Consider the following 14,134-nt stretch of genomic DNA (forward strand, 5'->3'; position numbering starts at 1 on the left):
CTAACCAAGCCACAGGGCGAACCCTCCCGGGACAATTCCCGTGACTCTATTTTAGCATATCGGTGGTTCAGCCGCCCTCCTCTACCGTGCTTCGGCGAACCTGGCACTCAGGTAAAACCCGAAGCCCGACGCTATGCTCCTGGTCTCCACGACGCACCGGCCGGCGACAGACCTTGGATACTTACTCCACAAGAATCCGGCCAATTCCCACCGTGTCGAACTGACGTTCGGCACGGCGCTCGTCGTGTTCCCGGAAGCCACCGAAGAGGCCTGCACGGCCGCCCTCCTTCTCGAGATCGACCCGGTCGCCCTTTCAAGAAAGCCGGGCGACTCCCGGTCGGCCGTTCTCGAACCGTACGTCAACGACCGTCCGTACGTCGCCAACTCGTTCCTCAGCGTCGCCCTGGGCCGCGTCTATGGAACGGCGATGGCCGGAAACTGCAAAGACCGGCCGGGACTCGCCGAGACGGCGATCCCGCTCGTGGCCCGCTTGCCCGTCCTTCCCGCAGGGTCGGACGAATCCGTCCGACGGCTGTTCGCCCCCTTGGGATACGAGGTCGAATGCCAGAGTGTCCCTCTCGACGAGACCTTTCCCGAGTGGGGTGCGAGCCGGTATTTCGACGTGACTCTTCGCGGGACCGTCCGCACCAAGGACCTCTTGGCCCATCTGTGCGTCCTCGTCCCGGCCTTGGACGCCAAAAAGCACTACTACGTCGACAAGGCCGAAGTCGAAAAACTCCTGCGCAAAGGCGACGGCTGGTTGAAGGACCATCCTCACCGCTTAGAGATCGCGGAGCGGTATCTCCATCGCGACCGTTCTCTCGTCCGGATGGCGCTGGACCGGCTCGGGCTGGACGACGGACGGCCCGTCGACGACGATGAGCCGGAAACAGCACCGGCCAAGCCCGTGTCGCTGCACGGACAGCGGCACGATGCCGTCTTGGAAGCCTTGTCCCGGTGCGACGCTCGGACGGTCCTGGACTTGGGTTGTGGCGAAGGGCGGCTCTTGCAGAAGCTCCTTAAGGTCAAGGGCCTGGACCGGATCGTCGGCATGGACGTCTCCTACCGCGCCTTGGAGATCGCCGCCCGGCGGCTTCGTCTGGAGTCGATGACGCCTAAGGCCCGGGAGCGGATCGACCTCCTTCACGGATCGTTGACGTATCGTGACGCGCGGCTTTCTGGCTTCGACGCGGCCGTGGTCGTCGAGGTCGTCGAGCACCTCGACTCGGCCCGCCTTGCCGCGTTCGAACGGTGTCTGTTCGAGTTCGCGCGGCCGAGGGCCGTGATCCTCACGACGCCGAACCGGGACTACAACGTGCTGTACGAGGGGATGACGCCAGGGGCTTTCCGCCATCCGGACCACCGTTTCGAATGGAGCCGGGCGGAGTTCTCCGATTGGTGCGCTTCGATCGGAGCGCGGTTCGGATATTCCGTGGAAACGGCTCCCGTCGGTGAGGTCGACCCCCAATACGGGGCTTCAAGCCAGTTGGCGGTGTTCCGACGGTGAGGATCGAAGTCCCCGCACTTTCTTTGATCGTACTCGTCGGGGCGTCCGGTTCCGGCAAGTCGACGTTCGCGAGAAAGCACTTTAAAGGGACCGAGATCGTGTCCTCGGACGCGTGCCGGGGCGTCGTCGACGACGACGAGAACAGTCTCGAAGCGACGAACGACGCCTTCGAACTGGTCCACTTCATCGTCGCGAAGCGCCTGAAACGCGGCAAGCTCACCGTCGTCGATGCGACCAACGTGCAGCCCGATGCCCGGGCACCCCTCATCGAACTCGCCCGCCGGTTCCATGCCGTGCCCGTCGCGATCGTCATCGACACGCCCGAGCAAGTCTGCCACGCCCGGAACGCGGAACGGCCCGACAGGCAGTTCGGCCCGCACGTCGTCCGCAACCACGTCCGTCAGCTCAAACGTTCGCTCGGATCTTTGAGGAGGGAGCGGTTCAGGTACACGACCGTCCTGAAACCGGACGACTTGGACAGGGTCGAAGTCGTCAGGATCCCGCTCTGGACCGACCGGCGCGAGGAACGGGGGCCGTTCGACGTCGTCGGAGACGTCCACGGGTGTTTCGACGAACTCCTGGCCCTCTTGACAAAGCTCGGCTACACCGTCGACCCTCCGGCGCCTGTCCCTCGGCCGATGACGTCCGGCCGGTTCTACACCGTGGTCCCGCCCGAGGGACGGCGCGCCGTGTTCCTCGGCGACCTGGTCGACCGCGGCCCGGACTCGCCTTCCGTCTTGCGGCTGGCGATGGACATGGTGGCCTCCGGGACGGCGCTTTGCGTTCCCGGGAACCATGACGAGAAGCTGTCGAAGAAGCTGGCCGGCAAAGACGTGCAGGTGCGTCACGGCCTGGAACAGACGTTGGAGCAATTGGACGGTGCGTCGGACGACGCCCTCGCGGAACTCCGCACGTTCCTCGACGGCATGGTCAGCCATTTGGTGCTGGACGAGGGGCGGATCGTGGTCGCCCACGCGGGGATGCGCGAGGACATGCAGGGAAGGGCCTCCTCGGCCGTCCGGTCTTTCGCGCTCTACGGCGAGACGACGGGCGAGACCGACGACTTCGGCCTTCCCGTGCGTTTCGACTGGGCGAGCGAATACCGCGGGAAGGCCAAGGTCGTGTACGGCCACACGCCCGTGGTCGAGCCTGAATGGCTGAACCGCACGATCAACGTCGACACGGGATGCGTCTTCGGAGGACGGTTGACCGCCCTACGCTATCCCGAGGGCGATACCGTGTCCGTGGCGGCCAGGGAGACGTACAGCGAGCCGTCTCGTCCGATCGTGGCGACGGGAGGGCTCTCGGCGCAACACGAACTGGACGACGTCCTGGACGTCGGCGACGTGACCGGTAAGTGGATCGTCTCGACCGGTCTGGCCGGAAACCTGACCGTCTGGCCGGAGCAATCGGCGGCAGCGCTCGAAGTCATGAGCCGGTTCGCGGTCAATCCGAAGTGGCTCGTGTACCTGCCGCCGACGATGTCGCCGTGTGCGACGTCCGACCGCCCCGGATTCCTCGAGTATCCGCTCGAGGCCTTTTCGTACTTCCGGTCACAAGGCGTCGGATCGGTCGTCTGCGAAGAAAAGCACATGGGGTCGCGGGCCGTGGTCGTCGTGTGCCGCGACGAAACCGTCGCGATGCGGCGTTTCGGGATCGAGGCGAGCGGCTGCGGCATCGTGACCACGCGGACGGGCCGGGCGTTCTTCGATAGTCCCGAATTGAACGGTCGGGTGATCGATCGGCTCCGCAATGCGTTGGAGGTCGCCGGAACCTGGGACGTTTTGGGCTCGGACTGGGCTGTCCTTGACTGCGAACTGATGCCCTGGTCGGCAAAGGCAAAGGACTTGTTGGTGCGTCAATACGCTCCGACGGGCGCGGCCGCCTTGGCTGCTTCTAGGGCTGCTAGGGACGTCCTGCAAGCGGCAAGTGGACGTGGTGTCTCCGGTTTGGACGCCGACCAACAGGCATGGGAAGGGCGGGCACAAGCCGCCGAAAAGTTTATCGATGCCTACCGGAGGTACTGCTGGCCCGTGTCGTCGATCGACGACTACCGTCTCGCCCCGTTCCATATCTTGGCGTCGGAGGGGGTCGTCCATACGGACAAACCGCACGTGTGGCACATGGAGACCTCTGCGGCTTTTTGCGCTCACGACCCCTTGTTCGTCGCGACGCGCTATCGGACCGTCGACCTGGGGTCCGAACAGGACGTCAAGGACACCTGCCAGTGGTGGGAAGACCTGGTGGCCCGAGGCGGCGAAGGCATGGTCGTCAAGCCGTCCGATTTCCTCGTCCGTGGGGCGCGCGGGATCGTGCAGCCGGCGGTCAAGTGCCGTGGCCCGGAGTATCTGCGGATCATCTACGGCCCGGAGTACTTAGCGCCGCAAAACCTGGACCGGCTTCGAAAGCGTGGAATCTCGCGGAAGCAGTCCTTGTCCCAACGCGAGTTCGTCCTCGGGATCGAAGGTCTCCAGCGGTTCGTCGACCGCGAGCCCTTGCGCCGCGTTCATCAGTGCGTCTTTGCCGTGCTCGCGACGGAGTCCACGCCCGTGGATCCACGGCTCTGAGCCGACGTTCGCCCGCAGGCAACTAGACAAAGCTATACTGTCCGCATGCCCTCCACCCATCCGGTCCAGGAAGCCGCGGTCGAGCTGTTGCGCGAGTGTTTCGAAGGGATCAAGCCTGGTGCGCAAGGAACGTGGTTCGTCCAGGGCCAGGAAGGCGTGTTCGACGCGGTCGACTCGTTGACCGCCGAACGGGCTTCGGCCAGCCCGGGCCCCGGACTCGCGACCATCGCGGCGCATGTCAACCATATGATCTACACCCTTCAAGGCGTCAACGTCTATGCCGGAGGCAAGGAACCGGAAGGGACTTGGGAGGACACTTGGAAGGTCCAATCGGTGGACGAGGCACGATGGAAGGAGATGGTCCAGACTCTCCACCGTGAATACGAGACGTTCCGACCGTTCTACGAAGGGACGACGGATTGGTCGGTCGAAGACAGTGCCATCGGCGGTCTCGCGATCCTGCCGCACCTGGCGTACCATTTAGGCGCCGTCCGACAGCTTCTCAAGCTGGTCTGAGCCTCACTCGACGGTGACGCTTTTCGCCAGGTTGCGGGGCTGGTCGATCTCAAGGCCCTGGATCTTGGCGACGTAGTAGGCGAACATCTGCAACGGGATCACGGAGAGGAGCGCGTTGAGGTAGGGGTCTTTTGTCGTGGGGACCTTGGTCACGGTGTCGGCCACGTTGTCGAGAGACGCGTCGTCGTCGGTCGTCAAAGCCCATGCGAACCCGCCTCGGGCTTGGACTTCCCTCATGTTCGAGACCAGCTTCTCCCGGACGTCCGCGTCGGTCGCCCCGAAGACGGCGAGCGTTCCCCTTTCGATCAGCGCGAGGGGTCCGTGTTTCATCTCGCCCGCCGGACACTCCTGCGTCGGGATATAAGCGATCTCCTTGAACTTGAGGGCGCCTTCGCGGGTCGTGTGGGCGTCGGCGTTGCGACCAAGGAAGAACGCGAGTCGGGCCTCCTTGAACCGTTCCGCAAGCTCGGCGACCTGAGACTCGACGGCCAACACCGTTTCCATCCGGTCGGCGAATCCGCGAAGTTCGTTGACGAGTTCGTCGACCCGGACTCCCGGCATCTCTCGGACTTGTGCGATGTAGAGCGCCAAGAGCTCCAGGACGAGGCACTGGGCCGTATAAGCCTTCGTGCTGGCGACGCTGATCTCGGGTCCTGCCTGGGTGAAAATGGTCCGGTCGCATTCGCGTGCGATGGCCGATCCGACGACGTTGACGATGCCCAAGGTCCGGATCCTTCGCCCCTTGCAGAGCCTCAACGCGGCCAGGGAATCGATCGTCTCGCCCGATTGACTGATGAAGACGGCGAGGGAGTTCGGCGACAGGAGGGGGTCGCTATAGCGGAACTCGGACGAGTGGAAGACGTCGGTGGGCAGGCGGAGCATCTTCTCGAAGAGGTACTTGCCCATGAGGCCGGCATGGTACGCGGTACCGCAGGCGATGATGTTGATCCGGTCGATGCCGTGCCAGACCTGGTCGCTGAAGACCTGCTCCAAACGGACCCGACCGCTTTCGTCGATCCGCCCGGCGAGGCAGCCACGGACGACCTCGGGCTGCTCATGGATCTCTTTGAGCATGAAGTGCTCATAGCCGCCCTTTTCGGCCGCGTCCAAGTCCCAGTCCACGTGGTGGGTCTGGACGTCGAGCACTTTGCCGTCGAGGTCGCTGACGGTCACGCCTTCGGTCGTGATCGTCGCGACACGGTCGTCTTCGAGATAGATCACGTCGCGCGTATACGGAAGCAGCGCGGGTACGTCGCTCGCGACCATGTTCTCCCCGTTTCCGAGTCCGACGATCAGCGGGCTGAAGTTCCGCGCCGCCACGAACTTGCGCGGCTCCTTCTTGGAAAAGACGACGAACGCGAACGCCCCGCGCATGAGCCGGACTCCCCTTCGGACGGCCTCTTCGAGCGGAACGCCTTTGGCGAACTCGCGGCCGATCACATGGGCGGCTACTTCCGTGTCGGTCTCGGAATGGAACACGTGGCCCTCGCGCACGAGCTCGCCCTTCAGTTCCAGATAGTTCTCGATGATGCCGTTGTGGATCAGGGCCACGTCCTCGAAGGCGTCGAAGTGGGGATGGGCGTTCTCGTCGGTCGGGCCGCCATGGGTCGCCCACCTGCTATGGGCGATGGCGATATGGGCCTCCGGAACGTCGTCGCCGATTGCCTTGCCGAGCTCGGTCAGCTTGCCGGCCTTCTTGACGATCTTGATCCCGCCGCCACCGTTCAGAAAGGCGATCCCGGCCGAATCGTAGCCACGGTACTCGAGCCTCTTGAGCTGGTCGTAGACGACCTCCACAGCGTTCCGGGGCCCGACGTAGCCGGCGATTCCGCACATATGCGGGCTATTGTAGCGCTTCGGCCTTCGGGTTCAAAATCCGCCGGGGCCGGGGCCTAGTCGTACGTCCTGCGGGGACCGTGACACTGGACCCGCGGCCCCCGGCGACCGACCATTACCTTAGGCTCGGCGGACACGTCGGCCAAAATGGTTTTAGAATGAAGGTCGCCGTCGTCGGAACAGGTTATGTAGGGTTGGTGACGGGCGTCGTCCTTGCCGATATGGGCAACGATGTGCTCTGCATCGATAACGACCCGGAGAAGCTCGAAAAGCTCCGCAACGGCGTCTCGCCGATCTTCGAGCTGGGCGTCGACGAACTGCTCCGTTCCACCATCGCCGACGGCTTTTTCCGGGTCAGTGACAGCATCGCCGAGGGCACGAAGCACGCCGACGTGGTCTTCATCGCGGTCGGGACCCCTCCCGGCCCGGACGGGACGCCCGATACTACGGCCGTCAAGGCCGTCGCGAAGGAGATCGGCCGCAACATCGACCATTACACGGTCGTCGTGAACAAGTCGACGGTGCCCGTCGGGACGGTCGACCTGGTGACCCAGATCATCCTCGACCAGGGTTGCCCGGCCGAAATGTTCGACGTCGTCAGCAATCCGGAGTTCTTGCGCGAAGGGACCGCCGTCTGGGACACGAAGAACCCCGACCGCGTCGTCATCGGGACGCGAAAGCCCGAAGCGGCGGCCAAACTTCAAGAGCTCTATGCTCCTCTCGAAAAGCCGACGCTCGTGACCGATCCTTATTCAGCCGAGCTCATCAAGTACGCCAGCAACAGTTTCCTTGCCATAAAGATCAGCTTCATCAACGCGATCAGTCGCGTCTGCGAGGCGAAGGGCGCCAACGTGCAGGACGTCGCCAAAGGCGTCGGAGCGGACAGCCGCATCGGGCCGAAGTTCCTCCAGGCCGGCCTCGGATGGGGCGGTTCGTGCCTCCCGAAAGACGTCGCGGGCCTCATCAAGATCGCCGAGGGTTGTGATTATGACTTCGCGCTCCTCAAGGCGGCGGACGATATCAACAAGGATCAGACGCAGCACTTCTTGCGCCGTATGAAGAAGCGGCTCGGAGGCTTCCAAGGAAAGACGGTCGCCCTTCTCGGCTTGGCCTTTAAGCCGAACACCGACGACATCCGGGACGCCAAGTCCCTTGAAATGATCGAAACGCTCTTGGCCGCAGGCGCCAAGGTCCAGGCGTTCGACCCCGTCGCGACCGACAACGTTCGAGCCCTTTGGCCTCAAGTCGAGTACGTCGAGCACATCTACGACGTCTCGGACGGCGCGGACGCGCTCGTGCTGGTGACCGAGTGGAACGAGTTCAAGTCGCTCGACCTCGCCCGGCTCGGGGCTTGCATGAAGCAGCGGGTGCTCTTCGACGGCCGGCGGTGCTACAAGAAAGAAAACGCCGAGCGGGCCGGATTCGAGTACTACACGATCGGGTCGTAAACCGGACGCTGAAGGCTCGCGCTCTAAAGGCTCATTCCTTTGGACGACGAAAGCCCCGAAAGTGACCTTTCGGGGCTTTCGTCGCGGAGGATCCGACTTCAGCGCTGGTCGAGCGGGACGAACTCCGTCACTTTGGGGCCCTCGTAGATGCACGTCGGCCGGATGAGGCGGTTGTTGTCGAGCTGTTCGATCATGTGGGCGCACCAGCCGGTGGTGCGGGCGATGACGAAGATGGGCGTGTAGAGCGGGATCGGGATGCCGAGCAGGTAGTAGGCGTAGGCGCTGGGGAAGTCGACGTTGGGGAAGAGCTTCTTCTCGTCCCACATGATCTTCTCCATCGTTTCCGCGATGTCGCCCCAGTGCGTGTCCCCGGCGCGCTGTCCGATCTCTTTGCCGAGCCGGCTCATGTATGCCGCGCGGGAGTCTCCGATGCGGTACTCGCGGTGGCCGAAGCCCATGATCTTCTTCTTTTCGGCCAAGGCATCGCGCGTCCACTTCGCCGCGTCGCCCATCTTGTCGATCTCCATCAGCATGTACATGGCCTCTTCGTTGGCGCCGCCGTGAAGAGGGCCTTTGAGGGTGCCGATGCCCGTGACGATGCCGCTATAGAGGTCGCTCAGGGTGGCGACGCAGACTCGGGAGGCAAAAGTCGAAGCATTGAACCCGTGTTCGGCGTAGAGCGTAAGGCTCGCGTCCATGACCTTGGTCACGAACTCGTCCGGCTTTTCGCCCTTCAGTTGGTACATGAAGTTGCCGGCGATGCCAAGGTCCGGACTCGGATCGATAGGGTCCAGGCCCTCGCTGATCCGGTGGGCTGCGGCCACGGCGTTTCCGGCTTTGGCCACGATGCGGACGGCCTTGCGGACGTTGGCCTCATGGTCGGTGGGCTCGGACTTATAGTCCGGATCGAACGCACCGAGCATCGAATAGACGGTCTTGAGCCGGTCCATCGGATGCATGTTCTTCGGGCACTGGCGCAAGGCTTCCAGCACTTCCTTTGGCAAGACGCTCTCGTTGGAGATGCGGGCTTTGAACTCGGACAGCTCGGACTTGTTCGGGAGCCGCCCCATGAGGAGCAGGTAGGCGGTCTCCTCGAAGACCGCGTGCTCGGCCAGCTCGTGGACGTTGATCCCCCGGTACGTCAGGCTCGACGTTTCGACGTCGATCTCGCTGACGGTCGTGATGCCGGCGACGATCCCCTGCAGACCGGGGCTGTAGTTCGGATAGGCGGTGGCGCTCATGGTCTCCTTCTCAAAAAACCGTTTTCGAGCGACTTGTCCGGATCGAGCGGTTCCAGATGTCTGGCCTTCCGTCGGACCCCTTCGTCGCCTCGGATAGGTCAGTCAGTGTACCTAGAGGGCCCTCCTTTGAGCTTCGCCATGATGCCCACCTTTTGGAGCTTGCGGACAAGGGCCGGAAAACGAAAAAACCCCGATGGGCGGACGGCCCATCGGGATTCGGTTGTGCGTTCGGACGTCGACTTCAGGCTTTGCGGCGGCGGCGGGCCAGGGCCACGATGCCGGCGCCGAGGGCGACCATGCTGGCCGGCTCCGGCACGACGTCGGCCGAGGAGGTGAAGGACGCGGTGTACGTCCACTTGTCACCGACTTGCGTCGGGTTGGCGAAGCTGTACGCGAACGCTTCCTGGATCAGGTTCGCCGGGACGTTCGGGCCCGAGAAATCGACCACGTTGCCGGCCTGGGTCGCTGCGCTCGAGCTCAGCGGGTTCAGGAAGAGGCCGCCGTCGAAGTCGACGGTGAAGAACGGGTTGTTGATGTCGTTCGTGTAGAACAGGATCTGGCCCGCGCTCATCTGGTAGAGCGTTCCGGCGACGATCGTCGTCAACTGGACAGGCTTCATGTCGAAGTGGGCGTTGGCCACCGAACCGCCACCCGTGAAACCGGGGGTGTCGACGGTCATGCCGTTGCCGCTCCAAGCACCCTCAAGCGTGTTGTTGGTGGTGTCCCACGTGAACAGCGGGGTAGTGGCGTCGAGGGCTGGGTCGCTGAAGGTCGCGACGGTAAACGTGGCGCGGCTTGCGACAGCCAGAGCAAGCAGTCCGACCAAACACAGTGTCCTTTGCATGATAGGTACCTTTCCGAGTTGATTGAAACAGAGCCACAAAGCCGCAGGACGGCCAAGTAGCCTCAATACGCACACATTCTAGCGCAAACAACAGGCCCCAGGGGACGAGGGTCGTCAAATTCGGAAAAAATGCCGGGGACATTGGTGCCGTCTTAAGGTCGGGCCGAACGCCAAGAGAGGTCGGCGGCCTCGTAATCCGGATAGTCGATCAGGGCATAAAGGTCCTTCCGGTGCGCCATCGATCCGAGGAACGCCTCTTGAGTCCCGGAGGTCAGCAATCCTTCGTAGAAGGCGGTCACCGCCTTAAGGGCCACGCGCATCGCTGAGACCGGGAAGATCACCATCTCGTAACCGAGCCCCGTAAAGCGCTCGACCGGGATCAAAGGCGTCTTCCCGAACTCTGTCATGTTCGCGAGCAGCGGAACGTCCAGACGCCGTCGGAACGTCTCGAATTCGGCCTCGGACTCGAGCCCCTCGGGGAAGACCGCGTCCGCGCCCGCGTCCACGTACGCCCGGGCACGGTCCGTCGCCGCGTCGAGTCCTTCGACGCCTCGCGCGTCGGTCCGAGCGATCACCAGGAACGAGGGGTCCCTCTTGGCCGAAACGGCGGCCCGGATCTTGGAGCACATCGTTTCCGACGTCACGAGTTCCTTTCCGTCGAGGTGCCCGCACTTCTTCGGCAACACCTGGTCCTCCAAGTGGATCCCCGCAAGTCCCGACCGTTCCGACTCGATGACGCACCGCGACACGTTCCACGCCTCGCCAAAGCCCGTGTCGGCGTCAGCGACGACCGGGATCGGGGCGACCTGGCAGACCCTTGCGGCCTGCGACGTCATTTCGTCCAAAGTAAGGAGCCCGATGTCGGGGACGCCGATCTGGCTGTTCGTCACCGCCGCCCCGCTCAAGTACGCCGCTCGGGCCCCGCACTTATGGGCGGCGACCGCGGTCAAGGCGTCGTAAACTCCGGGAAGGACGACCGTCCCTGTGGACATCATGTCTCGGAGGACTTTCCCGGGCGAGTTCAAGGGCGGACGGAGCATCGGCCCGATTATGGGTCACGGCCGTCGGCCAGGCCGGGCGTCTTGGATACGGCGTACAAGTTCGCGCCATGCCCCTTGCCCTTGAGCTCCCATACGCCCGTGTCCAGGAACGCGTATCCCGGGCAGGGGCCTACCGCGCGCCACAGGGTCTCGGACACCAGGAAGTCCGCTCCGGCTTCGTTGCACGTCCCTTGGATCCGCGCGGTCGTGTTCAAAACGTCTCCGTGGAAGACGATCTCGCTCTTGATCTCGCCCACCTGCGTCGCCACGACGCTTCCGCAATGGGCGCCCGCTTTGAACCCTGGCACGACTCCGAACTCGCGGAGGTAGACGGCACGGTTCCGTTCGACCGCTTCTTGGGCCAGGAAGAAACACCGGATACAGTTGGCGCCCTTGAGCCCCCGGGCCAGGGGCCAACAGACGACCGCCTCGTCGCCGATGTAATGGGAGACCTCGCCCTTCGTCTCACGGATCGGCCCGCTGATGTCTTCGAAGAACATTTGGATCAGCCGGCTGAACCTAAGATCGCCCAGTTGTTCGCCGAGCGGCGTCGAATCTCTCAGGTCGATGAACAGGAACACGCGGTCTTCTTCCCGCGGCCTGTAATAGCGGCCCAGCATCCAATTCATCAGGACGCCAGGCCCCAGCTTGTTCGAGACCATGAGCACGAACGTGATCACGACCATCATGAGGAAGGCGACGGCGACGGGGGCGGGGTCAAGAAAACCGACCGCCACTTTCCACGGGCCAGAATGCCACGGAGGGATCCCGGTCGCGACGCAGACCGAGATCACGATGCACGAGGGGACCGCGATCAGGATGATCACGAGGTAGGTCGCGGCCGTCGCGAAGACGGACAGAAGGAACGAAGGGAACTTCAGCCGGGGAAAGACGAAGGCCTGGGCCAAAGCAAGGACGGAAGAGAAGACGAGGGCGCTCAGGGCCGCCGCGAACAACGCCAACGAGATCCTGAGGATCCAGGGCAGCGGGTACATGCCGAGCGTGCCGGTCATGATCCCGAGCGCGATGAACCCGGAGATCTTGAGATCCTCGCGGAGCCACTCCCAGAAGCTACCGGTCTTCCTTCGCATCGCTGACCGCTATTGTGACCTTGGCGGCCGTCTCACGGACCCACGGTGCCGCCCTGGGGAAGTCCCGTCGCGGAGTCACAAGGCCCCGGTCGGACAGACCTCAGAATGACAAGGCCGCTATGTCCCGGACGAAGAAGTACAGCCCAGCCGAACCGGTGACCGATGTCCGTCACGTCCCGATCCGGGACAACGGCGAACCTCTGGTCGATTATCTTGCTCTCAGCCCTAGGCTGCGGGTGGGAAGGGCCAGGTGGGCGTACCGCCGAGTCTCGTACTTGCGTCGGACCGTCGCCGAAAGGCTGGCTTCGGCAGCCGAATCGCTACCGGACGGCGCGTGTCTGGCTGTGATCGAAGGGTGGCGGCCGCCCTACATCCAACGTCGTATGTACGCCGGAGCGTGGAACCGCTGGAAAGAACGACATCCGGACTGGTCGGACGTCCAACTGCGGCGCGTCGTGAACCGTTTCACCGCCCCGATCCACGGGAAGGTTCCGCCTCCACACTCGACAGGAGGGGCGCTCGACGTCGTCTTGGCCGATGCCGACGGATACGAGTTCGCCCACACGTCACCCTTCGAACTGTTCGATCCTCGAGCCTTCCCGACGGACGCGCCCGGACTGGACGAGGCGGCGCGAGAGGTCCGTCGGGTCCTTTCGTCGGCCCTGTCCGGAGCGGGCCTCACGAACTACCCCAGTGAGTGGTGGCATTGGTCGTACGGCGACCAAGGTTGGGCTTACCGGACCGGCGCCGAGGCCGCGGTCTATGGGCCGACCGAACCGGAGGGTTGGTCCGGATTCCCGGAAGACATGTCGGACGGCCCTTTGGAACGCGCTTAAAAGCGCCGCACGGCGTTTTGAAGCGCGAAGTGGTCGAGCTTGAGGCCGAGCCTGCCGCGGTAGTCCCGGTTCTTCCGATCGACGTCCGTCCCGACTTGCGAAAGGACGTCCCTGAAAAGCTCTAACTGGATCGGCGCCAGCCTCACCGGACGTTGCCTGAGAGCGTTGGCGAGCGATCCCGCCACGAGCGGACTTGCGAAGGACGTCCCGGACCACAGCCCCATCGACCCGTCCCACCAGACGCTCCGGACGCCGACGCACGGCGCACACAACGACATGTTGCCGTCCCAGTTGCTAAAGGGCGCTTTCACGTCGTCCGCGTCCAGGCCTGCGACCGAAATGGACTTGGAAAGACGCGCCGGCGAATTGGCCTTGTCGACGGCATCGTTCCCTGCGGCCGCGACGACGAGCACTCCGTTCGGTTCCACCCAGCCTTCGATGACGTTGCTGAGTGCAGGGACGCCCCCGTCCTTGCCCAAGCTGATGTTGACGACTTCGGCCCCTTGGGCGCAGGAGTAGGCGAGGCCCCGGACAAGGGCCCACGCCGAAGAGTCGCCGTCGCTGTCTGCGACCCGCGCCACGACGATCTGGGCGTACGGTGCCATCAATGCGATCAACCCGGTGACCATCGAACCGTGTCCGACCGCGTCGTCAGGCGTTCCGTTCCCGTTGGAGTCCGAGCCGGAAGGCAGATCGAACGGATCGTTCCGGTCCGGAGCAAAGTTCGCGGCGGCGACGGTCCGGATCCGAAGGTACTTGGAGGCTTTCGAGACTCCGGTGTCGAGCACCGCGACTTTGACCGGACGGCCGGTGAGCGGTGCCAGGTTCGGCTTCCACCGGATTTGCGCGAACAGTCCCTTGTTCTCTTCGTACGCGCCGCCGGGATCGAAGACGGCGGCGACCGTCCCTCCCTTGCCCGCCCCGACGTTCTCGGGAGCGGTCAAGTCTTGGTCGTCTTCGGCGAAGACCACGACGTCCGGTCTGTCCCGCATCGCCTGCTGGACGGCATGGACGTCGTTTCCGGGCAGCGCCTCAAGAAGGACGAACGGAGCCTCAGGCGTCCAGTCTTGGACCGAGACGGGGAACAGGAGCGGCAGCTCTTCCCGGCTGTGCCCGGGCTGAAGCTGGGTGATGATCCGGCCTTGTGCGGCCGCGCCGGCGGCGCAAACGGCGCCCAAGGCGAAGAGCGAGATGAAGCGCAGTCTCAA

Annotated in this window: 11 protein-coding genes; 5 read left to right on the forward strand and 6 right to left on the reverse strand. The window is 64.0% G+C overall.

What is annotated here, in order from left to right; genetic code table 11:
* The first annotated feature begins 133 nt into the window (after window positions 1-133).
* From JST30_05990 to JST30_06000, 3 genes are read left to right on the forward strand one after another with little or no spacing between them, the layout of a single operon-like run.
* A complete protein-coding gene (locus JST30_05990; protein MBS1713870.1) occupies window positions 134-1,507 on the forward strand; it encodes a 3' terminal RNA ribose 2'-O-methyltransferase Hen1 in 1,374 nt (457 codons plus the stop codon).
* Window positions 1,504-4,074 carry a polynucleotide kinase-phosphatase gene (locus tag JST30_05995; protein ID MBS1713871.1) on the forward strand — a complete coding sequence of 857 codons (2,571 nt, stop codon included), beginning with the start codon at window positions 1,504-1,506 and terminating at the stop codon, window positions 4,072-4,074. Before JST30_05990 ends, JST30_05995 begins: the two co-directional genes overlap by 4 nt.
* 45 nt (window positions 4,075-4,119) lie before the next feature.
* A complete protein-coding gene (locus JST30_06000; protein ID MBS1713872.1) occupies window positions 4,120-4,590 on the forward strand; it encodes a hypothetical protein in 471 nt (156 codons plus the stop codon).
* Window positions 4,591-4,593: 3 nt separating this feature from the next.
* On the opposite strand, the gene glmS is transcribed toward JST30_06000, so the two are convergent.
* Window positions 4,594-6,426: a glutamine--fructose-6-phosphate transaminase (isomerizing) gene (gene glmS / locus JST30_06005; GenBank protein MBS1713873.1), complete on the reverse strand. Its 1,833-nt coding sequence runs from the start codon at window positions 6,424-6,426 to the stop codon at window positions 4,594-4,596.
* A gap of 158 nt (window positions 6,427-6,584) precedes the next feature.
* Between glmS and JST30_06010 the strand changes: the two genes are divergently transcribed.
* Complete coding sequence (locus tag JST30_06010) at window positions 6,585-7,874, forward strand: UDP-glucose/GDP-mannose dehydrogenase family protein (protein ID MBS1713874.1); 1,290 nt, start codon at window positions 6,585-6,587, stop codon at window positions 7,872-7,874.
* A gap of 98 nt (window positions 7,875-7,972) precedes the next feature.
* On the opposite strand, the gene JST30_06015 is transcribed toward JST30_06010, so the two are convergent.
* The 4 genes from JST30_06015 to JST30_06030 all read right to left on the reverse strand — a co-directional run bounded on the left by JST30_06015 (window position 7,973) and on the right by JST30_06030 (window position 12,090).
* Entirely contained in the window at window positions 7,973-9,115 is a 1,143-nt protein-coding gene (locus JST30_06015; protein ID MBS1713875.1) for a citrate synthase, read from the reverse strand.
* Window positions 9,116-9,356: 241 nt separating this feature from the next.
* Window positions 9,357-9,959 (reverse strand): PEP-CTERM sorting domain-containing protein, encoded by a 603-nt coding sequence (locus JST30_06020; protein ID MBS1713876.1) that lies wholly within the window; start codon window positions 9,957-9,959, stop codon window positions 9,357-9,359.
* A gap of 152 nt (window positions 9,960-10,111) precedes the next feature.
* Window positions 10,112-10,999: a methylisocitrate lyase gene (gene prpB / locus JST30_06025; GenBank protein ID MBS1713877.1), complete on the reverse strand. Its 888-nt coding sequence runs from the start codon at window positions 10,997-10,999 to the stop codon at window positions 10,112-10,114.
* Window positions 11,000-11,007: 8 nt separating this feature from the next.
* Window positions 11,008-12,090: an adenylate/guanylate cyclase domain-containing protein gene (locus JST30_06030; GenBank protein ID MBS1713878.1), complete on the reverse strand. Its 1,083-nt coding sequence runs from the start codon at window positions 12,088-12,090 to the stop codon at window positions 11,008-11,010.
* A gap of 119 nt (window positions 12,091-12,209) precedes the next feature.
* Between JST30_06030 and JST30_06035 the strand changes: the two genes are divergently transcribed.
* On the forward strand, window positions 12,210-12,926 hold the full coding sequence (locus tag JST30_06035) for a dipeptidase (GenBank protein MBS1713879.1): 717 nt from the start codon (window positions 12,210-12,212) through the stop codon (window positions 12,924-12,926).
* Here JST30_06035 and JST30_06040 read toward each other — a convergent pair.
* Window positions 12,923-14,134, reverse strand: a complete 1,212-nt coding sequence (locus tag JST30_06040; protein ID MBS1713880.1) for a S8 family serine peptidase — start codon at window positions 14,132-14,134, stop codon at window positions 12,923-12,925. The genes JST30_06035 and JST30_06040 overlap by 4 nt on opposite strands.

Source organism: Armatimonadota bacterium, assembly GCA_018268395.1.
Taxonomy (GTDB): Bacteria; Armatimonadota; Fimbriimonadia; order Fimbriimonadales; family Fimbriimonadaceae; genus JAEURO01.

What these genes read in the sequence shown, in the direction of transcription:
- JST30_05990 (MBS1713870.1), top strand. Translation starts at nt 134, where the DNA reads ATGCTCCTGGTCTCCACGACGCACCGGCCGGCGACAGACCTTGGATAC.
- JST30_06000 (MBS1713872.1), top strand. Translation starts at nt 4,120, where the DNA reads ATGCCCTCCACCCATCCGGTCCAGGAAGCCGCGGTCGAGCTGTTGCGC.
- glmS (MBS1713873.1), bottom strand. Translation starts at nt 6,426, where the DNA reads ATGTGCGGAATCGCCGGCTACGTCGGGCCCCGGAACGCTGTGGAGGTC.
- JST30_06010 (MBS1713874.1), top strand. Translation starts at nt 6,585, where the DNA reads ATGAAGGTCGCCGTCGTCGGAACAGGTTATGTAGGGTTGGTGACGGGC.
- JST30_06015 (MBS1713875.1), bottom strand. Translation starts at nt 9,115, where the DNA reads ATGAGCGCCACCGCCTATCCGAACTACAGCCCCGGTCTGCAGGGGATC.
- JST30_06020 (MBS1713876.1), bottom strand. Translation starts at nt 9,959, where the DNA reads ATGCAAAGGACACTGTGTTTGGTCGGACTGCTTGCTCTGGCTGTCGCA.
- prpB (MBS1713877.1), bottom strand. Translation starts at nt 10,999, where the DNA reads ATGCTCCGTCCGCCCTTGAACTCGCCCGGGAAAGTCCTCCGAGACATG.
- JST30_06030 (MBS1713878.1), bottom strand. Translation starts at nt 12,090, where the DNA reads ATGCGAAGGAAGACCGGTAGCTTCTGGGAGTGGCTCCGCGAGGATCTC.
- JST30_06035 (MBS1713879.1), top strand. Translation starts at nt 12,210, where the DNA reads ATGTCCCGGACGAAGAAGTACAGCCCAGCCGAACCGGTGACCGATGTC.